Source organism: Bhargavaea massiliensis (genome assembly GCF_018390575.1).
Taxonomy (GTDB): Bacteria; Bacillota; Bacilli; order Bacillales_A; family Planococcaceae; genus Bhargavaea; species Bhargavaea massiliensis.
Genome location: NZ_JAHBCJ010000006.1, coordinates 1 through 22,594 on the forward strand (window position 1 = coordinate 1; position 22,594 = coordinate 22,594).

The following is a 22,594-nucleotide window of genomic DNA, read 5'->3' on the forward strand; positions in this document are numbered from 1 at the left end:
AGAGTCCGTGCCGTTTGCTGTTTTTATCGTATTAATGACTTATTGGACAGCCCCGATTTGTCTACAGTCTGTGTCCTGCTGATGCCGGACGTTTTTTATATCTGCCATAATGAAAGATCAACAAGGCAGCCGGTCTCACTCACAAAGCCCTGCCGGCAACCCGGCAGGGCTTTGTCCATCTTCAGTTCCGGATCTGGGCACCTTCTGCTTCAAGGGCTGCCACGATACGGTTGTGCGCTTCAGACACTTCTTCGTCCGTAAGCGTGCGCTCCGGATCCTGATAAGTCAGCGAGAATGCGATCGATTTCATGCCTTCTTCCATCCTGTCGCCTTCATATACGTCAAAGACGTGGACACCCTTCAGCATGCTTCCGGCATTGGCCCGGATCGTACTTTCCAGTGTCGCGGACTGGATGGCCTTCGGCACGACAAGGGCGATATCCCGGCTGATCGAAGGGAACTTCGGCACCGGCGTGTAAAGGAGCGGTTCCATCTCTTCTTCAAGCAGGCGGTGAAGGTTCATTTCAAAGACGATCGTATCCTTAAGGTCACGCGCTTTTTGTTCGGACGGATGCAGTTGGCCTATGATGCCGACCCGCTCGCCGTCCAGCAGAACATCGGCAGTGCGGCCCGGATGAAGTCCGTCCATTTCGCCTTTGCGGAAGGACAATTTGCCCGAGAGCCCGAGCTCCGCGGCCAGTCCCTCGACAATGCCTTTCACCGCAAAGAAGTCCACCGTCTTTTGTCCGCCCTGCCAGCCGCCTCCGGACCATTCGCCGGTTACAGCCCCTGCAGCGTGCTCGACTTCCGTCGGCAGACCATCTTCGCCTTCCCCAAGGAAGACGGAGCCGACTTCATAGAGCGCAACCGAACTCGTCTGGCGCGCGGTATTATAGGTGACCGCCTCCAGCAGGTGCGGCAGCAGGCTCTGGCGGAGCGTGCTCCGCTCCTCGCTCATCGGCATGAGCAGACGAGTGACCGGTGCGGTTTCGAGTGCAAACTTCTGTGATGCCGGCTCGGATGTCAGCGAGTAAGTGATCGCCTGAAACAATCCGGTGCCTTCCAGGTAACGGCGTACTGCACGGCGCTTTTTCTGGTATGGGGTGAGCCCGCCTGGAAGCGACTCCGTCACCGGCAGCGTCGCAGGAATTTCGTCATAGCCGTAAAGCCGAGCGATTTCTTCCACGATGTCCTCCGGGATGGTGATGTCCACTCGCCGTGTCGGGGCGTCGATGACGAATTGTCCGTTCACCGCTTCGTACGGGAACTGCAGTCGGTTCAGAATCTCTTCCATTTCCTCGAACGGGATCTTCATTCCGAGACGCTCATTGATGAAGTCGGGGGAAACGGTGACCCGCTTCGGCTCTTTGTCCAGTTCGTCGAACAGGACGGTGCCGGAAAGCACTTCTCCTCCCGCAAGTTCGGCCATGAGGGCAGCGGCCCGCTCGCCGGCCTCGATGACGCGGTTCGGGTCGACCCCTTTTTCAAAGCGCGTGCTGGCATCGCTTCTGAGGCCCAGTTCGCGTGACGTTTTCCGGACGGATGCCGGGCTGAAGTAGGCCGCTTCGATCACAACTGTCGTGGTGCCGTCATGGACTTCGGAGTTCGCCCCGCCCATGACCCCGGCGATGGCAACCGGCTCACGGCCGTTCGTAATCAGCAGGTGATGCGGTTCGAGCTTCCGCTCCGTGCCGTCAAGCGTCTCGATAACTTCACCCTCTGCCGCATGCCGGACGACGATCTCGCCTGTGCCGAGCCGGTCATAGTCAAACGCGTGGAGCGGCTGGCCGTACTCCATTAGCACATAGTTCGTGATGTCCACAATGTTGTTGAGCGGACGGACGCCGGACGCCATGAGCCGGGCCTTCAGCCATTCCGGGGATTCCCCGACTTGGACATTCCGGACGACTTTCGCCGCGTAGAGCGGGTTGGCTTCCGGTGCATTAACACGGAGGTTCAGGTGTCCGGATGCAGGCTCTGCCGCTTCAGCATGCGCTGTTTCTGGAAGCCTCACATCCTTCGAAAGAATCGCAGCGGTTTCGTAGGCCACGCCCAGCATGCTGAGTGCATCGGAGCGGTTGGGCGTCAGATCGAATTCGAGCACTGTGTCATCCAAGTCGAGGAGCCGAAGCGCGTCCTCGCCCGGATGGGCATCTTCAGGAAGCACATAAATGCCTGATGCGTAAGCTTTCGGTACAACTTTCCCGTCGAACCCGAGTTCCTGCAGTGAACAGATCATGCCGTGGGATTCTTCCCCGCGTAATTTCGCCTTCTTGATCTTTACGCCGCCCGGAAGGCGTGCGCCCGGCCGCGCAACAACGACTTTCTGTCCGGCGGCTACGTTTGGCGCACCGCAGATGATCTGGCTCGGCTCTTCCTCGCCGACATCAACGCGGCAGATGTTCAGCTTGTCCGCCTGCGGATGCGGATTGCACTCCAGCACATGGCCGACAACAATGTTTTTCAGCCCTTCCGAGCGGTCGTCGACAGCATCCACTTCGATGCCGGACCTTGTAATTTTTTCCGCCAGCTCAGCCGGCTCCACACCTTCAATATCTACATAATCGCTTAACCAGTTCAGTGAAACTTTCATCTGTCGCCCTCCTCAGCCTTCCGTCCTGCGGAATTGTCCGATAAACCTGAGATCATCCGTGTAGAAATGACGGATGTCCTCGATCCCGTATTTCAGCATTGCGATCCGCTCAGGCCCCATTCCGAAAGCAAATCCGGAATGCACATCCGGATCATAGCCGCCCATGCGGAGTACGTTCGGGTGGACCATGCCGGCTCCCAAAATCTCGATCCAGCCTGTTTTTTTGCAGACGTTGCAGCCCGATCCGCCGCATTTGAAGCAAGAAATATCCATTTCAACGGATGGTTCCGTAAACGGGAAATAGCTTGGGCGAAGTCGGATTTCGCGTTCTTCGCCGAACATTTTTTTCGCAAAGCGATCGAGTGTGCCTTTCAGGTCGCTCATCCGGATATTCTCGCCGACGACTAGCCCTTCGATCTGTGTGAACTGATGGGAGTGGGTCGCGTCGTCGTTGTCCCGGCGGTACACTTTACCCGGGCAAATGATTTTGAACGGCTTGCCCTTTTTGATTTCCATCGTGCGTGCCTGAACAGGTGAAGTATGCGTCCTGAGGAGAATGTCCTCGGTAATGTAAAACGAATCTTGCATATCTCGTGCCGGGTGGCCTTTCGGCAAGTTCAGCGCTTCGAAGTTATAGTAATCCTTCTCCACTTCCGGCCCTTCTGCGACTTCGTAACCCATCGAGATAAAGAAGTCTTCAATCTCCTCGATGATGCGGGTAAGCGGATGATGGTTTCCGCTCTTTACAGGAGTGCCCGGGAGCGTCACGTCGATCGACTCGGCAGCCAATTTCTTCGTGACCGCTTCTTCCTCGAGCGCTGTCATCCGGCTTTCCAGCTTCTCGGTCACCTCGCCGCGCACTTCATTGACAAGCGCCCCCATTTTCGGACGTTCCTCTGCGGGAAGCTTCCCCATTCCCTTTAACAGGTCCGTGATCGGCCCTTTCTTGCCCAGGTACTTGACCCGGACATCATTCAGCGACTTCACATCCGTCGCTGATGCGATGGCCTGAAGCACTTCTTCCTTCAACTGCTGCAGTTGCTGCTCCATTCGGATTCTCCTTTCATTAACCAGACTGCCGCCTGCCCTTCCGTTTTCAGGTATACAAAAAGCCCCGCCCCCAACATAGGGACGAGGCTGAATTCGCGGTACCACCCTGATTACCGCACATGGGTGCGGTCACTCTGGACAGGATAACGGCTGTGTGCCGGCTCGCCTTTACAGCTGATGCTGGTCCCGGCGGCAACTCGCGGGGTGAACTTCAGCGTATCCGATCACCGGCGCTTCCAGTCCCTGGCGCCGGCTCCCTGTCATCAGATGGGCCGCCTACTCTTCCCGCTCAATGTCTTTGGTCATTTACTTCTCCAGTATATCGGAACATTCTTGCGGGGGTCAAGCCGGTTCAGTCACGCAGCGCATAAAGAAGGATGCCTGTCGCAACCGCCACGTTCAGTGATTCGGCAAGCCCCCGCAGCGGGATCATGAGTTTTTTGTCCGTTTCCGCCAGCAGCCCCGGGTCGACGCCGCTCCCTTCGTTGCCGACGATCAGCGCGAATGTATCGCTCTTGCCCGGCTCATCGTAAGCGACGGCTCCTTCAAGTGCAGTCCCGTAAACCGGGATCCCCCTATTTTTCAGCGCATGGACCGTTTCCCTTAGATCCCCCCGCATGACAGGGAGATGAAAATGCGAACCTTGAGCGGAGCGGACCGTTTTAGGCGCATACGGATCAGCGCTGCCTTTACCGAGAATGACCGCATCGATTCCTGCCGCATCGGCCGTACGGATCATCGTGCCGATGTTGCCCGGATCCTGAACGGCATCGACAAGAAGCAGGGACTTCCAGCTTGCCTGCTCTTCCGCGGTCACTTCCGGAATCCGACATTGCGCATAGATTCCCTGAGGATGTTCAGTGTCCGTGATTTCCCGTTCGACCTGGGAAGTGATTTCGATCAGCTGGATCTCATCGGTTTCCCAGTAGCCAGGTATCGTGACATCCTCCCTGACGATCAAGGCAAGCACCGACCCTTCTTTTTTCAGGGCCTCTTCCGCCAGATGTTCCCCTTCGACCAGGAACTCTCCGGTTTTGTCCCGTTCTTTCCTGGTATTCACCAGCTTCTTCCAATGCTTCACGAGCGAGTTTTGTGTGGATTCAATCCGCTTCAATCTGTGACACCTTCCGTCATCCGTTATTTGCTTAAGTGTAGCAAAACAGATGTATAGCCGGCGAGCAAAACGGAAAACCTTTCCCCAGGAGGGTGATGAACATGAACTTCCAGATCCGCGATGCCATTACGGCCAATATGCAGGGAAACTCGGCGGAAGACATCCGCGGCGTCATCGATGACGCTATCTCCCGGGGCGAAGAGCATCTTCTGCCCGGTCTCGGCGTGATTTTCGAGAAATTCTGGCAGCAGGCTGACGCAGCAGAAAAGCAGAACGTCCTGGCCGACCTGGAAAGCGCATTCGGCAAGAAGGTACAGTAATCCAACATGAAAAGCCGCCGGTCCCGGCGGCTTTTTACGTGTTCACTTAAAGAATCGATGCAAGAACCGCTTTTTGTGCATGAAGGCGGTTTTCGGCCTGCTGGAAAATGTAGGAGTTCGGGCCATCGATGACGGATGCCGATACTTCTTCGCCACGGTGTGCCGGCAGGCAGTGAAGGAACATATAGTCGGCCTTCGCATACTTGACGAGGTCATCATCGACCATGAAGCCCTTGAACGCCTCTAGCCTTGCAGCCGCTTCCTCTTCCTGCCCCATACTGGTCCATGTGTCGGTATAGACCGCATCCGCCCCGCTGACCGCTTTTACCGGATCCGATGTCCAGCTGACGTGCCCACCGGTCTTGCCGGCAATGGCGACCGCGGTTTCCATTACATCGGGTGATGGCTCATAGCTTTCCGGGGTTGCTACCGCAATCTCCATGCCTGTATGCGCGGCGGCGATGACAAGAGAATGTGCGACATTGTTTCCGTCTCCGACATAGGCGATTTTACGGCCTTTCAGCTCACCCTTCACCTCGCGCACAGTCAGGAGATCAGCAAGCGCCTGGCATGGATGATAAATATCCGTCAGGCCGTTGATGACAGGAATGCTGGCTTCGTCTGCCAACTCCTGCACCATCGTATGCTTATTGGCGCGGATCATGATGGCATCCAAATACCCGGACAGCACGTGGGCGGTATCGTAGACCGATTCGCCGCGGCCAATCTGAAGGTCACGTGAATTCATATACATCGCATGCCCTCCGAGTTGGATCATCCCTGACTCAAAAGAAATCCGGGTTCGGGTCGAATGTTTTTCGAAAATCATACCGAGAATCTTACCGGCGAGCAGTTTCGGATAACGGCCCTCCGAACCAAGTTTTTTCAGCACTACCCCCAGTTCCACCAGGCCTTCTACTTCAGCGCCCGAAAGCTGGTCCAGTGCCAGCAGATCTTTTCCCTTCAGGCTTTCAACCAATACCATTTCCTGCATCCCCGTCATGAACATTCAACTCACCCTTCCGTTTATTCATCTTGTTGAATTATTATACAATTGTATAAATATTAAATCAAGCGGTTCTTTATAACTATTTTTTCTTCTTCTCATGGACTATAAATTAAAAACTCCCCCGCCAACCTGTCAGGGATGGCGGGGAAGCTGCTTTTTATTCAAATGTTAGCCGGTCGACCGTTTCACGATCCAACTTCTTGATAACTGCCACAAGCAGCTGTACTGCGTGCTCGTAATCTTTTTTATGCAGGATGGCCGAATGGCTATGGATATAGCGGGTCGGGATGCAAATGGCGAGTGACGGGACACCTTCGTTTGCCAGGTGGATGGATCCGGCATCCGTACCGCCTCCCGGAATCGTTTCAAACTGGTACGGGATTCCCTGTTCTTCGGCCGTATCCACGACAAGGTCGCGCAGGCCCTTATGGGAGACCATCGATGCATCAAACAGGACGATCTGCGGGCCGTCGCCCATCTTGCCGGTTGCCTCTTTGGAAGAAATGCCCGGTGTATCTCCTGCGATGCCTACATCCACGGCAAAGCCGATGTCCGGCTTCACTTTGGCAGCGACTGTCCGGGCACCGCGCAGGCCGATCTCTTCCTGGACGGCTCCTGCCGAGAAGACGGTGTTCGGGTGCTGCTCGTCTTTCAGCTTGCGCAGAACATCGATTGCAATAGCACATCCGATCCGGTTGTCCCAGGCTTTTGCCAGCAAATAATCGGGGTTGTTCATGACCGTGAATTCAAAGTAAGGGGCAACCATGTCTCCCGGACGCACGCCCCACTCCATCGCTTCTTCTTTTGAGGAAGCGCCGATGTCGATGAACATATCCTTGATGTCGACCGGCTTTTTTCGAGCTTCGGCAGACAAGATATGCGGCGGCTTGGAGCCGATGACTCCGGTGAGTTCACGGCCATCACGTGTCACGATCGTTACACGCTGCGCGAGCATAACCTGCGACCACCAGCCTCCGACTGTCTGGAAACTGAGAAAGCCTTTGTCGTCAATTTTGGAAATCATGAAGCCGACTTCATCAAGGTGGCCCGCCACCAGCACGCGCGGGCCTTCTGCGGATCCTTTCTTTTCTGCGATCAGCGAGCCGAGGCCATCATAATCGATCGAATCGGCAAATGGTTCGATGTAGCGCTTCATCACTTCGCGGGCTTCCCGTTCGTTGCCCGGAATTCCTTTTGCATCTGTCAGGTCTTTTAGCATCTGTAGCTGTTCGTCAAGCTGGACCATTACTTCGACCTCCTAAACATGTGTCATTCAAATTATAGTGGATGGAGCAAATGTTTTCAAAACATTTTGGGAAAAGCTGGCCATCAATGATTATCCAACTCTTTTTCCAGGCGTCTGATGAACGCATCCTTGTCATCCACCCTGACCGCGACCGCACGATGAGGTCTGCGGATTCCCATAAACAGGGTTGCGGAAACCGGATGCTTCAGCCTGAGCAGGACATCGGGACGGCCCGCCTCAAAGTCTCTGGCGATGAACGCTGCGGTATCTTTGGAGAGCTTGCCGGACAGTTTTTCCACGTCCGTCACCACTTCTTCGATGTCCGAATAACGGATTTCCATCTTGTTGGACATGCCGAGGGACAGGTAAAGGCGGTCGCTGCCGAAAACCGACGGGGTGAGCCGGACTGCCTGCATGTCCGCAATCAGATAGATGACCGAATATACGTTCAGGATAAGAAGGATGATTGACAGGACAAGCGACTTATCATGGAGCCACCAGTGAATGCCGATCGTTTCGATGATAATGGCATGGATGAGCATCATCTGCATGGCCATGTGACTGGAGTTTCTGTGGAGGGTAAACGCATCCTCGTTCAGGCAGGGCTTCCTTTTCCATGATCCGAATGCATAGTAGAACATCAGCATCTCCGAACAGAACGCATGGATAATCGGATGGCTGCGGATATGGCTGTTGACGGCGGCAGGAAACGCAAAAAGGAGAGGCTTCTCATCCTCACCGGTTGTCCGGATGATCTTTGGCAGGTAGACAAACAGCGAGACGACCAGCACCAGCTCCAGCAGAATAAATGCCCCTTCGGCAGCAAAGCCGATATAGGTGATCGGCGTGTAGCTGCCCAGCCACTCGGCAGGAATAAGGAACCGTGCCGCGATCAGTCCCGTTGCCGCACCGAAAAGGAATCCCTTCAGCGTGATTGATCTTGTCCAAGCAAGGAACAGGAGAGGTGCCACGATTGCCAGGTCGATCAGGGAGCCGATCACAACCGCCCCGGATGCCCCTGAAAGCACATAGCCGCCAAAGTCGGTCCTGTATAGAATCAGGTTGGATCCAAGGACAAGCAACAGCAGGATCAGCCAGACGGGATTTGCGGATTTGCGGACGACAGCGGTCATCGGATCACCCTCCACTTTCGTTTACTTCTATTATACGCGGCCGCAGTATCCCTCTCCTTCTGCGGCAGGAATAAACCGCCCCCGGATTGGAGGCGGTTCACACAATGTTCAGATTCAGCCGTTGGAACCCTGCTTGACCCATTTGGCGACTTCAATGGTACGACGGGCCTGATGCTGGACAGCCGCTTTGATTTTATCTTCTCCTTCGACCATGTTGCCGTCCTGATCGACTGTGACACTCGTGCCGTACGGGTTTCCGCCAGCGGCAAATACCGATTGATCCGTGTAGCCCGGAGCGGCGATGATGGCGCCCCAGTGGAACAGCGATGTGTAGAGGGAGAGGATGGTCGCTTCCTGTCCGCCGTGCGGGTTTTGGGCGGATGACATGGCGCTGCATACTTTGTTGACAAGCTTGCCCTGTGCCCAGAGTCCGCCGGTCAGGTCAAAGAACTGCTGCATCTGGACAGACTTGCTCCCGAAACGGGTCGGTGCGCTGAAGATGACGGCATCCGCCCACTCCAGGTCTTCCGGCTTGGCTTCCGGCTCATCCTTGACCGATTCATAATGCTGTTTCCAGGCAGGATTGGAGGCAATCGCCGCCTCTGGAGCCGTTTCGGCAACCTTCAGGACTTTAACTTCCGCCCCTGCTTCCTGCGCCGCTTCACCCGCCCAATGAGCCAATTTGTGATTGGTTCCGGTCGAGCTGTAGTGAATGACTGCCAGTTTGATTGGGTCCATACAGACAACTCCCTTGAATTCATAGTGTTTGTGCAACATTACTACTATTGCCTCCGGCCTGATCGGATAAACAACCGGCTTGCAAATGGATGACGTCTGAATGCCCTCGTGATAAAGTGAATTTACCATGTAACCCGAAAGAGGCCTAGCCATGCGTGTCTTTATCTATTTCATCATTTTCTTTTCGTTCTTCGACCTGTTCAGCCAGCTGCCGGTGATGAGCCCTCATGCCGTACTGCTCGGTGCCACTCCTTTTGTCACGGGGCTTGTTGTCGGAATCTATTCATTTGCCAACACGATCGGCAACGTATTTTCCGGGTTCGCGACAGACCGTCTCGGTCCATTTCCGATTTTGATTGCGGGACTTCTGCTTTCGTCTGTTGCCCTTTTCCTCTACACGCCCGCAGACACGCCGAACGCCCTCCTGGCAGTGCGTGTGGTCCACGGCTTCATGGAGGGACTGATCGTTCCAGCAGCGTTCACATTCATCGCCAACCGTTCGGAAGAATCAAAGCGCGGAAGGAACTCGGCTTTGTCTGGGGCTTTTGTCGGGTTGGCCGCGATTGCCGGTCCCGCCCTTAGCGGGATCATCGCTTCAAGAACCGGTGCACCGTTCATCATGCTGATGAATGGGATTTTTCTCCTGGCACTTGCGGTACTTGCCGTGTTTATACTCGGCGGCAGTAAAAAACAAATAGAGGGGATGGCCAAAACCGGCCGTTCTTCCGGACACTTTCCGGTAAGGGACCTGTTCCGCCATCCCGGCGTGATCCGGGCCTTTGCAGGTGCCTTTTTCCTGATGTTCTCCCAGGGTGTGCTTGCTCTCGTCCTTCCGCTCCGCGTGGAAGCAATCGGGTTCGATACGAAAACGAGCGGCTTTTTGCTCAGCGTCTTCGGAGTCGTCGCCATCCTGATTTTCATCCTGCCGACCAACCGGCTCTTTGATCGCATCAGGCCAGAGGCGACACTCGCTTTCGGTATCGCGCTCATGGGCTCGAGCATGCTGTTCCTGTCCATAGCAGGACAGCTCCCGCTGCTTTATGCGGCCATGTCCTTGTACGGGATCGGATTTGCCTTCCTGTTCCCTTCAGTCAATTCTTTGCTGATCGATTCGACAGATGCCCACTATCGCGGAAAAGCCTATGGGTACTTTTATGCGTTTTTCTCGATTGGCGTAGTCGCTGGCTCCGGCCTGATCGGGCTATTGGACTTGGACGCGCACGGCGCTTTCCTTCTCACAGGAGTGGTCCTCCTTTCCGTAGCCGCCTACGTGCTATCGGGATTGAGACGGGCGAAGGCAGATAAATCCAGTCTTTGATACACAAAAACAGCCATCCGGCCCGCCTGATGTCAGGTGGGCCGGATGGCTGTTTTACAGTATCTATCAGTTGAGGATCTTCACTTTAACTGTTTTGGAACCCCACTGCAGCGCGCGGCTCTTGTTCGGAATAAAGACATCGATGCGGTTGCCTTTGATGGCGCCGCCAGTGTCTCCGGCGATGGCTTCACCATAGCCTTCAACCCAAACTTTCGTTCCGAGCGGAATGACTTTAGGGTCTACTGCGATGACTTTCTGGTCAGGATTCGCTCTCAGGTTAATGCCCGTAGCCGTAACTCCGGAGCAACCGTTGCAATATGCCGTGTAAGCAGTTGCGCGAACAGACAGTTCACGAGTTGCCGACGGTGCAGGCTTGGAAGCGGACGCCGTGTTCGATGTGCTTGCCTGGACTGCTTTGCCGGATATCTTCAGAGATTGTCCAGGATGGATGAGCGAGCTGCTGAGGCCATTCAGCCCCATAAGCGTGTTGACGCTCATGCCATGGTTGGTTGCGATGCGATAAAGCGTATCGCCGCTTTTGACGGTATATGTGGAAGCATTCGCTGCTGGCGTAGACGCAGCTGGCGCTTTCTGTTGGGTTTGTGTGGCATTGCTGTCCGAGGAGGTAGTAAGGACATCTCCCGGATAGATCAAATCAGAGGAAAGGGAATTCCACTGTTTCAGCTGTGCGACTGTGACAGAATTGGCCTGAGAGATCGACCAGAGTGTATCGCCCTTAGAGACCGTATGCTCTGCAGCCGAAGCCGTTCCTGCACCTGCACCCAGGGTCAGCGCTGCCGTCAGCGCAATCAAGCTTTTTTTCATAATGGTAAATGTCTCCTTTCTTCAACGACACCAACTCTACCACGCCTATGTTACAGTGGCATGACAAATCGATGAAGAAACGAAAACATATTATTACACTCTATTAATAGATTAGTTACGGAGAAGTGGTTTTTTTCACACGCGGCAGTCGGATTCTTGCCGTCGTGCCCTTTCCTTCCTCGCTTTCAAACTCAATCGTCCCTCCATGACGCTCTATGATTTTGAAGCTTTTCATGAGCCCCATGCCGGTGCCTTTTTCTTTATTCGAATAAAATGGTTCACCCAGTCGGGGCAGCCGTTCCTCGGGAATGCCGACCCCTTCGTCCCGGACTTCGATGATTGGCCCGTCGGCGCTGTCCCAGGCGGCAAGATGGATCACCCCGCCATCAGGCATCGCTTCTATCGAGTTTTTCACCAGATTGATGATGACATGTTTGATCTCATCCATTTTGCAGAAGGCCGGGAGATTTGTTTCCGGAACCTTAAATTGGATCTCGCAATTGTGCATTCTTGCCTCCGCCCGAAGAAGACGGATCACTTCTGAAAGTATCTTTTTCAGATCGGCCTGCCTCATTTCATCTCCCTGGTGGGGCTCGGCCAGCATCAGCAATTCATCGACAATTTGTTCAATGCGATCCAATTGATCCAAAACAATGTCGGTGTATGCCCCGGCTGAACCCGTCTCATCCATCAGTTGCATAAACCCTTTTACAGATGTCAGGGGGTTTCTCACTTCGTGGGCAATACCGGCGGCCAAGTGGCCGACCATTCCAAGTTTTTCCCATTTCAGATTGACTTCTTCCGAAAATTTCTGCTTGGTAATGTCCTGTGTGAACCCGATCAGCCTGAGGACACGCCCTTCACTGTTCCGAATCGGCACCGATTTCGTGCGCAACCACTTTAGCCCCTTGCCGGGTACGATCACACGATAATCCATTTCCCCGGAAGAACCGGCATTGCAGAGTACATTCGCCATATTCCCCCTGTCATCCGGATGGATATGTTTTTGAAATGACAGACCATCGGCATAAATTTCGTTTAGTTCCACCTCAAACAAATTCTTTATTGCCGGGCTCAGATAAACAAAGCGTTTATGAATGAAATCGTACTGTCCGACACCCAGGCCGGTATTTTCCATAATATCGATGATAAGCTGATCCCGGTCCTTGATGATCCGTTCCTGCAACTGAATCAGAGACTGGGTGGCTGCAGCCGAATCTTTGGAGACAATCATGGCAGTCGTGGCAGCCAGACGGTCTCCACTGTCAAAAACGGGATATGCGCGGATGCTGACCGGTACTCGGGTGCCGTTTTTCTTCAGCCGTACTGTGTCGAGGACGACTTTCTTCTCCCCTGCCAACAGACGGTTCCGCGTCAGCTCGAACTCTTCCTGTAAATCCTTCGGCACATACGGCAGGATGCCTCCTACAAGGTCATCCTCCGTCCAACCGTATTCTTTCGTAAAAGCTGTGTTGATTTTCATGACTTCGCCATTGGTTTTTAAAAGAATGGCCGCTTCATCCATAAAATCAAAAAAAGGGCTGCTCCAGGTTGCCGATGGGCTGGCTGGTGCGATCTCAACTAGTCCTTTCTTTATCGGAAATGCCCTTAATAACGCATGCAGTTCATCAATCCGTTCCAAATGCTCCACATACATCGGCAACTGAGAATCGTCTCTGCCTCTAACAGAGAAGGGGATGAATTCTTCACCGCGATGTGCATGGCGGACCCTTTCAAAAAAAAGTGGTATATCCTTGAAATGCACCATGTCATGGACTGTGTGATCCAAAGACGAGGGATATCTGAGGGAATCCTTTTCGCCGCTTGCAGTCATACAATAATGTCCGCTTTCGACATGGAGCACAGTATATAGATATCCGCCACTGTTTGCCTGGAACAACTCTTTATTCTTCATTTCACATCCCGCTCTCGTCATGAAAATCATCGTTAGGGTGCTTTTTTCGACCCAAAGACTCACTCTTCAGTCTTTATTGAGTATATTATACTAATATTTTTTTGATTACGATAGAGCAATACTTGACAAAATTTAAAGGCTGATAAACTTTAATGAGAGTTCAGCAAAACGGCACAATCAGTTCAGGGCTGTTATTTTTAGGAGAATTTACATCAGGAGAGACCTCATATGCTTCCATCTTGTCCGCGTCATAAGGGACGAGCAGGCGGCTCAGCGACTCCACATCCCTGTTATTGGGATTCAGCCACTCTCCTTCATTCTCCGGAGCCAGAATCACCGGCATCCGGTCATGAATCTTTTCCATGAGCCGGTTTGGCTGTGTGGTAATGGCTGTGCATGTATGGACTTTCTCTCCATCCGGGGAAATCCACGTTTCCCACAGCCCGGCCATGCCAAACACCGGCTCTTCTTTTAGCCTGATCCTCATCGGCCTGCGGACTTCCCCTTCCCTTCGCCATTCATAGAACGAGTCGGCCGGAATGATACAGCGGCGACGCTCGAATGCCTGCCGGAAGCTCGGTTTTTCCGCCAACGTCTCTGCACGCGCGTTGATCATCCGGCTGCCGACCTTCAGATCCTTCGCCCACCCCGGAACGAGACCCCAGCGCAACTTGCCCATCCGGTTTTCGCGGCCGTCACTGATCACGGCCACCACCTGCTGGGTCGGGGCAATATTGTAGCTCGGGAAATACTCTTCCTCTTCGAATGTCCGGGTTACCGCAAATCTCTCGATCAGTTCCCCATAAGGGATGTATAAAGTAAACCTTCCGCACATCGCAAATCCCCCTCCCAGCCTATACTGTAATCCGTTATACATTAAAAAGAACGGTCCGTGCAAGCGCACGAACCGAACCTGTCAGAATTCATGGAATTTCTTGATTCTTTCCTTCCCTGCCGATCAATGACGTCAGGAACAGGCCGGCCCCGAAAGTAATGAGGCTAATCAGCGCGGCAAGGAAATCCCCGGGAATTCCCGGGAAAATGACGAACACCGAACCGGCAATCAGGCCGATGATAATGGCATACATCACAGTCGGTATCCTGCTGAGCAGAAAATGAATCACCTTGCTGCTGACGATGAAGCCAACACCGACTCCGGCCCCGATCACCGCGATGATCGGAAGGTTCAGATCAGACAGTGCCGCAATTGCCGTTGAGTACGCGCCAAGCAGAAGCAGGATAAATGATCCGCTGATTCCGGGCAAAAGCATCGCCATGCTGCCAAGCCAGCCGGCGAAAAACAGACCTGGAGCATTGGATGCATTCAGCTCACGGATTGGTTCAGATTCAGCCGGACTCAGGAAAGCAGTGGCGGCAAGCGAGACTCCGACTGCGACAAGAAGCACATAGTGAACAGGCCCGAAATTCCGTGCTATCCCAGCCTCCCTTGATAGGAAAGGCAAGACACCGAGGACCAGGCCGATAAAAAAGAATTGCGTCGGAACGATATGATATGTCAGCAAATAATCGATCAGCCGGCTGAACAGCAGCAGGGCTGCTCCGATGCCCACACCAAGAGGGATAAGAAACATGAGATGCTTTTTCCACTCCCGGCTAAAAAAACCGCTGATGGCAGACAGCAACCGATCGTAAATGCCGAGAATCAGTGCAATCGTCCCCCCACTCACTCCCGGAATCAGATCACTGATGCCCATCATCAGGCCGCGATATATATTTTTCCATTCCATAAACCCATACCATCCTTCCAGATTTAAATCAACTTCTCCAGTATAGCACGGAAAGAAACAGCAGCTGCCGGATTTCCAAGAGAAAACAGACAGCAAAAAACCCGCACCAAAGTACGGGTTCATGCGTCATGCCTGTTGGGCTTTAAGTTCGTCGACTTTCTCCTGCCATTCCGCTTCGGTCATACCGGTTTCAAGGAAGTAACGGTTGCGAGGATGTTCTCGGCACTCATCAGTGCAGCTGCGGCGATAGAGAAGTTCATTTTCTTCGGAAGCGAGAATCTTTTTGTTGCATTCAGGGTTTGCACAGTTGACATACCGTTCACATGGCGTCCCGTCAAAGTGGTCGCGGCCGACAACTACGTGCTCCACCTGGTTGACCGGCACGGCGATGCGATTATCGAATACGTAGCACTGGCCATCCCAGAGCTGCCCCTTGGCAACAGGGTCTTTTCCGTATGACACGATTCCGCCATGGAGGTGCGCCACATCTTCGAAGCCTTCACGCTTCAGCCATCCTGTGAACTTCTCACAGCGGATGCCGCCTGTGCAGTAGGCCAATATTTTCTTGCCTTCAAACTTTTCCCGGTTTTCACGGACCCAATCCGGAAGCTCGCGGAATGTTTCCACTTCAGGACGGATTGCGCCGCGGAAATGGCCAAGGTCATATTCATAATCATTACGGGCGTCTAGGACGACAACGTCATCACGCTGCATCTGCTCGAGAAACTTTGCCGGCTCCAGATATTCACCGGTCAGCTCATTCGGATCTACGTCTTCCTCAAGGCTGAGGTTGACGATCTCCTTGCGGTGGCGGACATGCATTTTTTTGAAAGCATGGCCTTCAGCCTCGTCAATTTTAAATACCATGTCACTGAAACGCTCATCCGCATGCATCGCATCCATATATTTCTGTGTCTGTTCAACCGTGCCGGAGCACGTTCCGTTAATGCCTTCACTGCCTATGAGGATACGGCCTTTTAGCCCAAGCTCCCTGCAAAACGCAAGATGATCCTGTGCAAAAGTTTCCGGATCCTCAATCGGCACGTATTTATAATACAAGAGGACTCTGTGTGTGAATTTTCCCATAATCCGACACCATTCCCTTTCTCCCTATAGATTAAAAATGCCACTCACCAATATAACAAAAAAAGGAGCGGATGTGTAGCGGAAATCAGCGGTAATCTCCGGCAGCCGAAAAGAAAACAAGTCCGAAAAAGCGGTCACTCCCCTTGCCGTCATCCGAAATTTCGTCCCTGGATCGGCCTTGTCCGGAATTTCCGGCCCGGCTTCAAGGGGCCCATGCCGGCAGAAAAAATCCTCGAAACCGCTTCGCGCAAAGATACTGCGAACGTTTCGAGGAGTCTCCCTGTGCTGTACCGCTTGCCGGATGAAAAGCTGAAACGGTATTTACGGACAGCCCCGTTCCTTTATTCCTTCATCTTCCTGTACAAGCCGATAAAACGTTCCGGCTGTTCCTCTGTCCTGAAGGCGAACACTCCTTCATCGGTATGGAGGTACAGGAACCAGCAGCGGCTCGTCGCTGCCCGTGAACTCATATCCCATACTTTCGACAGCGGAAATTCACGCTCCGACGAAATGACTGCATGTTCGGTCAGAATCAGTTCGCATTCAACATCTTCTGTTCGCTGCTGCAATCGACGGATCGACCTCTCGGTACGGATATAGCGGATTACCGCCATTGCCTGTGCCCAGCCTGTCATTTGAATACAGATGTACTGTGAAGCGGCTGAACTCGGGACTTTGGATCCAAAAAGGCTTTCGCATTGTTGATGGCGATTGGAGCCTCTCCAAGACCGACAGCAATGAGTTTGACTTTGCCGTCATAAGTGGTCACATCGCCTGCGGCATAAATCCCCTCGATATTCGTCTCCATCTTGGTATTGACGACAATCGAGTTTTTATCCATTTCCAGTCCCCATTCTTTGAGCGGTCCGAGGGAAGAGACATTCCCATAGTTGACGATGACATGATCGGCATGGAGGTTTGTTTCGTCGCCTTCCTTGCTCACCAGTACGACTTCATCAAGCCGTCCTTCTTCACCCTGCAGAATTTTGACATTATGCGATGTCTTCACATCGACGGTCGACTCATGCAGTTTAGTGACACTGGTTTCATGCGCCGTGAAGCGTTCGCGACGATGAACAAGGGTCACTTTGTCCGCGACTCCTTCAAGCATAAGTGCCCAATCAACCGCTGAGTCGCCTCCCCCGCATACCAAGATTTGCGTTCCTTTGAAGCTGGACAAATCTTTGACGCCGTAGTGCAATGTTTTGCCTTCAAATCTTTCTGCCCCTTCGACATTCAGCTTACGCGGCTGGAATGCCCCTACGCCGGCGGTGATAAGAACCGTGCGGGAATAATGGACGCCCTTATCCGTTTCAATGACAAACTGATCGCCGTCCCGGTTTGCTGCCAGTACCGTTTCGCCCAGGCAGATTTCAGGTTTGCCATATTGGGCCTGCTCGGAAAGATTGGCCACGAGATCTTTCGCAAGGATCTTCGGAAAGCCGCCTACATCGTAAATATATTTATCCGGATAAAGTTCTGAAAGCTGTCCGCCAAGTTGCGGAAGGCTGTCGAGGATTTTGACTTTCATCTCCCGCATGCCTGCGTAAAATGAAGCGAAAAGTCCGGTCGGACCTGCGCCCACGATCGTTATATCAAATACTTCTTGTCCGTTCTCCAACATAGTTCACTCCTATTTAAATCCGGCTGAGAATTCTTTTCACTTAACATTATAACGGTAACCCGCCCTTTGGAAAAGTCATTGATACAACCTTATCCCGTGCATCGCCGCCTTCCTTCCTTTAAAATAAGAAACGGATGCACGACTATCGGTAAATATATGACGAAAGGTTGTTATAGTGTGGGAAAGCGGGAGGACATTTACGAGTATATCATCGGCAGGAAGGATGAGCTGGCAAAAGACTGGATCGCTCAAAGTGCCGGCAACGGTTCGGAGTCTGTCTTCCACAAAGGTGACAAAGGAAAGCTGCACCTGCAGCACGACAAGCTCATCGAGACTGTCAGCCGAATTTTCATCGAAAAGGATGATGACTTTAAATTACATATTGATGAATGGTCTGAATCTGTCGCTACAGACTGGGTGAAGAGCGGCGTGACAATGCATGAAACGATTTCACAGTTCCGGGTGATTCGGACGGATTACTGGAACTGCGTAAAAAAATATATCCGTTCGGAAAAACAGAATTTCACGATTGATGACGCCTTCTACTGGAGCAATCTCGTCAATGATGCGTTCGACTTCATCACGGAAAACTTCGCCCGGCATTTTGAAGAAGCGCATAAAAACATTCTCTCATCCCAGCAACAAATGATCACTGAGTTGAGCAGCCCGGTCATCCCGGTCAAACGCGGCATCGGGATTTTGCCCCTGGTCGGCGACATCGATACATATCGCGCCCGCGTCATTCTGGAAACCAGTCTTGAACAGGCTGCGGAGCAAAAGCTCGACATGCTTTTCATCGATCTGTCAGCCGTTCCAATCGTCGATACGATGGTTGCCCACCAGCTGTTCCAGCTGATTGATGCACTCCGTCTGATCGGCGTGGAAGCGATTCTTTCCGGTATCCGTCCGGAAATCGCCCAAACAGCCGTACAGCTGGGTATTGAATTCCGCGGCATCAAAACACAGTCTACTCTTATGAATGCTCTTGAACTCTATAGCTGAACGGCTCAAGCCCTCCCCCTTCCGCCTGCGCGGAGGGGGAGTTTTTTTGATGAACGGATTATTCGAAATCGTCCGCCGATTACCATTGCAATTTGGTCTGCGTTCATCAAAAATAAGAAAGAAGACATTTCTCTCAAAAGGGAGTGGTTGCGTTGACCACATTCAAGGACTATGAATACAAGCGGCCGGAAATGGAGGCACTCAGGACTGAGTGGAACAAACACCTTGACCGGTTCCGGCATGCCAATTCCGCTGAAGCCCAGGACGCTGTGATCCGGGAACTGAACCGGCTGGCCGATGACTTTTCTACTGCTTCAAATCTGGTGTACATCCGCTCTTCCATTGACACGAATGATGTTTACTATGAAGAGCAGCGCGATTATTTCAACGATATAGGGCCTGAATTTGACGAACTGAACACCGCATTTTATAAGGAGCTCGTTGCAAGCCCATATCGGGAAGAACTTGAAAAGCGTTGGGGCACCCAACTTTTCACCCTTGCCGATCAAAAAATCCGTTCATTTTCTGCTGAAGCGATCCCGCTGCTCCAGCAAGAAAACAAACTGGCCTCCGAGTATGCCAAGCTGATCGCGTCGGCGCAGATTGACTTCGGCGGGGAGACACTTACACTCGCACAGCTCGGCCCCTATACCCAATCGACAGACCGGGAAACACGTAGAGCTGCCAACGAAGCGAGATTCGGCTTTTTTGCAGACCACAAAAAAGAGTTTGACGGAATTTATCATAAGCTGGTCAATGTCCGTCATCAGATTGCCCAGTCTCTCGGCTACAAAGACTTTGTCGATGTCGGTTACCTGAGAATGAACCGGATTGGCTATGACCGGGAAATGGTGAAAAACTTCCGGGAACAGGTCAAGCTGCATATCGTCCCCCTCGCCACCCGACTGTACGACCGGCAGGCAGTCCGGATCGGTGTGGACCGCCTCGCCTTCCATGACGAAGGGCTCAACTTCATCACCGGCAATGCGGTTCCGAAGGGCGACGCGGATTGGATCATCGAAAACGGGAAAAAGATGTATGATGAGCTTTCGCCGGAAACCTCTGAGTTCTTCCGATTCATGCTGGAACGGAACCTGATGGATCTGATCGCCAAGAAAGGAAAGGAAGGCGGCGGTTACTGCACGTTCATTGATAACTATGATTCCCCGTTCATCTTCTCGAACTTTAATGGCACATCCGATGACATCGACGTCCTGACCCATGAAGCGGGCCATGCGTTCCAGGTCTACTCCAGCCGCGGAATCGGGGTACCTGAATATATCTGGCCGACCAGCGAAGCGGCTGAGATCCATTCGATGAGCATGGAATTCTTCACGTGGCCTTGGATGGAACAATTCTTCAAGGAAGACTCAGAAAAGTATAAGTTCAGCCACCTCAGCTCTGCCCTGTTATTCCTGCCATACGGCGTGGCTGTCGATGAATTCCAGCATCTCATTTATGAAAACCCTGGCATGACACCCGACGAGAGGAAAGCCACCTGGAAAAAGTTGGAGTCCGAATATCTGCCGCATCGTGACTACGATGGCCTCGAGTATCTTGAACAAGGGGGATTCTGGCAGCGTCAGGCTCATATCTATGAAGTTCCGTTCTATTATATCGATTACTGCCTTGCCCAGATCTGCGCACTGCAATTTTGGAAGCGCTCCAGAGAGGAACGGGACGCAGCATGGGCAGATTACCTGCACCTCTGCCGTCTCGGCGGCTCCCTGCCGTTTACGGATCTTGTAAAGGAAGCTAATTTGCTGTCACCATTCGAGGACGGTTGCATTGAGTCAGTTATTGGCCCGATCACGGAATGGCTCGACACGGTTGACGACAGTTCACTCTGATTTTAATTCACCGACCGGTTAACGTATGATCAGCGAGCAACATGAATCTGAACGCGACAAAGCGGCAGATCATCTGTTGCTCGCATTTTTGGATTCCTGTCAGGCAATCATTTCCCGAATTTGCATCTGAATTCAAGACAAAACGGGTATAACTCCTTCAGAAGGCAAAGTGGGGCTTCTTAAACAACCTAGGAGGGATCGAATGTTCGAGCGAAAAAAGAACGATCCATTTTTTGAATTGCTGGCTAGGATATCGGTCAATGTCCAGCAAGCCACTCAGTATGCAGATGAATTCCGGATCAGATCGCTGGGTGATCTGCCGGAAATCAGTGCTACGATGAAAAAGTACGAAACAGATGGCGATGAACTCATACATGAACTGATCGTGATGCTGAACAAATCGTTTATGACTCCAATTGAACGTGAAGACATCCTGGCTCTGGCAAACAGCATGGATAATGTTCTCGACGGAATCGAAGAATGCATCGCACACTTTGATATGTTTGCGCTCGCCGAGATTGATGAGGCGATGAATACGTTCATCCGCTATATCCGGCAAAGTACAGACGAAATCGTCAAGGCGATGGAGAAGCTGAAGCGCAAAAATCTGACAGGGATGCACGAGCATGCCGTGCTGATCAAAGATTACGAAAGCAAATGCGATGACGTGCTCCGCTCCTCCATCAAAGAATTATTCAAGAACGAAAAAGACCCGATCCGTATCATTCAATTCAAGGATATTTACGAACAGCTTGAAGATATTGCTGACGAATGCCAGAACGTAGCCAATACGATAGAAACCATTATTATGCGCAATGCATAGGGACTGGAGGTCGGCTAATGGATTTACTGGTTATCCTCACCATATTGATCGTCATCTTTGCTTTGGCCTTTGATTTCATCAATGGATTTCATGACACGGCCAATGCGATTGCCACCTCTGTCTCGACGAGAGCTCTTCCTCCCAGAACCGCTGTAATGATGGCTGCAGTCATGAACTTTATCGGAGCCATCACATTCACGGGAGTCGCCAAGGCCATCACGAAGGATATCGTCGATCCGTTTGCCTTGTCCAACGGGGCGGTTGTCATCCTGGCTGCGCTTATTGCAGCGATTGCGTGGAACCTGATCACCTGGTACTTTGGAATTCCATCGAGCTCATCCCACGCCATTATCGGTGCAATTGCCGGAGCTGCCATTGCAGCGGCCGGCTTCAATAGCCTGAACTATAGCGGTTTCGTCAAAATTCTTCAGGCCCTGATTTTCTCGCCGCTGATCGCCCTCTCGATGGGCTTTCTCGTCATGTCCCTTTTCAAACTTCTTCTCAAGCGGGCTACACTGACCGCGACTAATCGAAGAATTCGCCGATTACAGGTCGGCACCGCTGCCTTGCAGGCGTTTACACACGGAACAAATGATGCCCAAAAAACGATGGGGATCATCACCTTGGCACTGATTGCTGTCGGCTGGCAGACCACTGATGACATCCAGATGTGGGTTCGGGTCTCTGCGGCAACGGCCATGGGATTGGGCACGTCGATCGGAGGCTATCGGATTATTAAAACCGTGGGGGGGAAGATCATGAAAATCCGTCCGGTCAACGGGGCCGCAGCAGACCTAGCCTCTGCCTCAGTCATCTTCGGTGCGACACTTATCCACTTGCCGGTCAGTACCACTCATGTCATTTCCTCTGCCATCATGGGTGTCGGTTCGGCACAGAGGGTCAAGGGGGTTAAATGGGGGGTAGCCCGAAAAATTGTGCTTACCTGGATCATCACCATGCCGAGTGTCGGCCTTCTTGCAGCCCTATGCTACCTGATCCTGAATCTTTTCTTTTAATATCCCTTGTAGAGAAATGTGGCAGCGGCCTTCGATCATGTCCGACCGACGATGATAAAGCTGTGAACGAAGCGATCGACGCCTGATTTCACTTCGTGCTTTGTACGATTGCCCAGGAAATGATTTTACTTTTTATGGTGTACTAAACGTATGTGAATTTGCACGTTGGCGTTATTCGAGTATG

Annotated in this window: 20 protein-coding genes; 6 read left to right on the forward strand and 14 right to left on the reverse strand. The window is 52.5% G+C overall.

All coding sequences use genetic code 11. The features are described from left to right. Positions 1-181 precede the first annotated feature (181 nt). From pheT to KHA84_RS09980, 3 genes are all read right to left on the reverse strand, one after another. Entirely contained in the window at positions 182-2,593 is a 2,412-nt protein-coding gene (gene pheT, locus KHA84_RS09970; RefSeq protein WP_213423385.1) for a phenylalanine--tRNA ligase subunit beta, read from the reverse strand. Between the two features lie 12 nt (positions 2,594-2,605). Further along, a complete protein-coding gene (gene pheS / locus KHA84_RS09975) occupies positions 2,606-3,643 on the reverse strand; it encodes a phenylalanine--tRNA ligase subunit alpha (protein ID WP_213423386.1) in 1,038 nt (345 codons plus the stop codon). A 352-nt stretch (positions 3,644-3,995) separates the two neighbouring features. After that, complete coding sequence (locus KHA84_RS09980) at positions 3,996-4,757, reverse strand: TrmH family RNA methyltransferase (RefSeq protein ID WP_213423387.1); 762 nt, start codon at positions 4,755-4,757, stop codon at positions 3,996-3,998. 101 nt (positions 4,758-4,858) lie between these two features. Here KHA84_RS09980 and sspI point away from each other — a divergent pair, with 101 nt between their 5' ends. Continuing rightward, positions 4,859-5,077, forward strand: a complete 219-nt coding sequence (gene sspI, locus KHA84_RS09985) for a small acid-soluble spore protein SspI (protein WP_213423388.1) — start codon at positions 4,859-4,861, stop codon at positions 5,075-5,077. Positions 5,078-5,123: 46 nt separating this feature from the next. Here the strand turns inward: sspI and argF are convergent, their stop codons facing one another. The 4 genes from argF to wrbA all read right to left on the reverse strand — a co-directional run bounded on the left by argF (position 5,124) and on the right by wrbA (position 9,203). Continuing rightward, positions 5,124-6,086, reverse strand: a complete 963-nt coding sequence (argF, locus tag KHA84_RS09990; protein WP_236823240.1) for an ornithine carbamoyltransferase — start codon at positions 6,084-6,086, stop codon at positions 5,124-5,126. A gap of 157 nt (positions 6,087-6,243) precedes the next feature. Then, positions 6,244-7,332 (reverse strand): M42 family metallopeptidase, encoded by a 1,089-nt coding sequence (locus KHA84_RS09995; protein WP_213423389.1) that lies wholly within the window; start codon positions 7,330-7,332, stop codon positions 6,244-6,246. Between the two features lie 83 nt (positions 7,333-7,415). Continuing rightward, entirely contained in the window at positions 7,416-8,465 is a 1,050-nt protein-coding gene (locus KHA84_RS10000) for a beta-carotene 15,15'-monooxygenase (protein WP_213423390.1), read from the reverse strand. 114 nt (positions 8,466-8,579) lie between these two features. Further along, positions 8,580-9,203, reverse strand: coding sequence for an NAD(P)H:quinone oxidoreductase (wrbA, locus tag KHA84_RS10005; protein WP_213423391.1), 624 nt, complete (start codon positions 9,201-9,203; stop codon positions 8,580-8,582). A gap of 151 nt (positions 9,204-9,354) precedes the next feature. Between wrbA and KHA84_RS10010 the strand changes: the two genes are divergently transcribed. Then, positions 9,355-10,521, forward strand: a complete 1,167-nt coding sequence (locus KHA84_RS10010) for an MFS transporter (protein WP_213423392.1) — start codon at positions 9,355-9,357, stop codon at positions 10,519-10,521. A gap of 66 nt (positions 10,522-10,587) precedes the next feature. Here KHA84_RS10010 and KHA84_RS10015 read toward each other — a convergent pair whose 3' ends face one another. From KHA84_RS10015 to KHA84_RS10045, 7 genes are all read right to left on the reverse strand, one after another. Then, complete coding sequence (locus KHA84_RS10015; protein WP_213423393.1) at positions 10,588-11,346, reverse strand: LysM peptidoglycan-binding and 3D domain-containing protein; 759 nt, start codon at positions 11,344-11,346, stop codon at positions 10,588-10,590. A gap of 115 nt (positions 11,347-11,461) precedes the next feature. Next, positions 11,462-13,291: an ATP-binding protein gene (locus KHA84_RS10020; RefSeq protein ID WP_336511132.1), complete on the reverse strand. Its 1,830-nt coding sequence runs from the start codon at positions 13,289-13,291 to the stop codon at positions 11,462-11,464. Positions 13,292-13,421: 130 nt separating this feature from the next. Next, on the reverse strand, positions 13,422-14,096 hold the full coding sequence (locus KHA84_RS10025) for an SOS response-associated peptidase (protein WP_213423395.1): 675 nt from the start codon (positions 14,094-14,096) through the stop codon (positions 13,422-13,424). 88 nt (positions 14,097-14,184) lie between these two features. Continuing rightward, entirely contained in the window at positions 14,185-15,009 is an 825-nt protein-coding gene (locus KHA84_RS10030) for a DUF368 domain-containing protein (protein ID WP_213423396.1), read from the reverse strand. Between the two features lie 126 nt (positions 15,010-15,135). Further along, positions 15,136-16,095, reverse strand: a complete 960-nt coding sequence (gene trhO, locus KHA84_RS10035) for an oxygen-dependent tRNA uridine(34) hydroxylase TrhO (protein ID WP_213423397.1) — start codon at positions 16,093-16,095, stop codon at positions 15,136-15,138. A gap of 341 nt (positions 16,096-16,436) precedes the next feature. Continuing rightward, complete coding sequence (locus KHA84_RS10040) at positions 16,437-16,709, reverse strand: hypothetical protein (protein WP_213423398.1); 273 nt, start codon at positions 16,707-16,709, stop codon at positions 16,437-16,439. Positions 16,710-16,726: 17 nt separating this feature from the next. Further along, entirely contained in the window at positions 16,727-17,719 is a 993-nt protein-coding gene (locus KHA84_RS10045) for an NAD(P)/FAD-dependent oxidoreductase (protein WP_213423399.1), read from the reverse strand. A 177-nt stretch (positions 17,720-17,896) separates the two neighbouring features. On the opposite strand from KHA84_RS10045, the gene KHA84_RS15520 reads away from it, so the two are divergent. The 4 genes from KHA84_RS15520 to KHA84_RS10065 all read left to right on the forward strand — a co-directional run bounded on the left by KHA84_RS15520 (position 17,897) and on the right by KHA84_RS10065 (position 22,410). Then, entirely contained in the window at positions 17,897-18,721 is an 825-nt protein-coding gene (locus KHA84_RS15520; protein ID WP_336511133.1) for an STAS domain-containing protein, read from the forward strand. A 152-nt stretch (positions 18,722-18,873) separates the two neighbouring features. Beyond that, positions 18,874-20,571: a M3 family oligoendopeptidase gene (locus tag KHA84_RS10055; RefSeq protein ID WP_213423400.1), complete on the forward strand. Its 1,698-nt coding sequence runs from the start codon at positions 18,874-18,876 to the stop codon at positions 20,569-20,571. A 202-nt stretch (positions 20,572-20,773) separates the two neighbouring features. Further along, positions 20,774-21,394 carry a DUF47 domain-containing protein gene (locus KHA84_RS10060; RefSeq protein ID WP_213423401.1) on the forward strand — a complete coding sequence of 207 codons (621 nt, stop codon included), beginning with the start codon at positions 20,774-20,776 and terminating at the stop codon, positions 21,392-21,394. 17 nt (positions 21,395-21,411) lie between these two features. Next, on the forward strand, positions 21,412-22,410 hold the full coding sequence (locus KHA84_RS10065) for an inorganic phosphate transporter (RefSeq protein ID WP_213423402.1): 999 nt from the start codon (positions 21,412-21,414) through the stop codon (positions 22,408-22,410). Positions 22,411-22,594 lie beyond the last annotated feature (184 nt).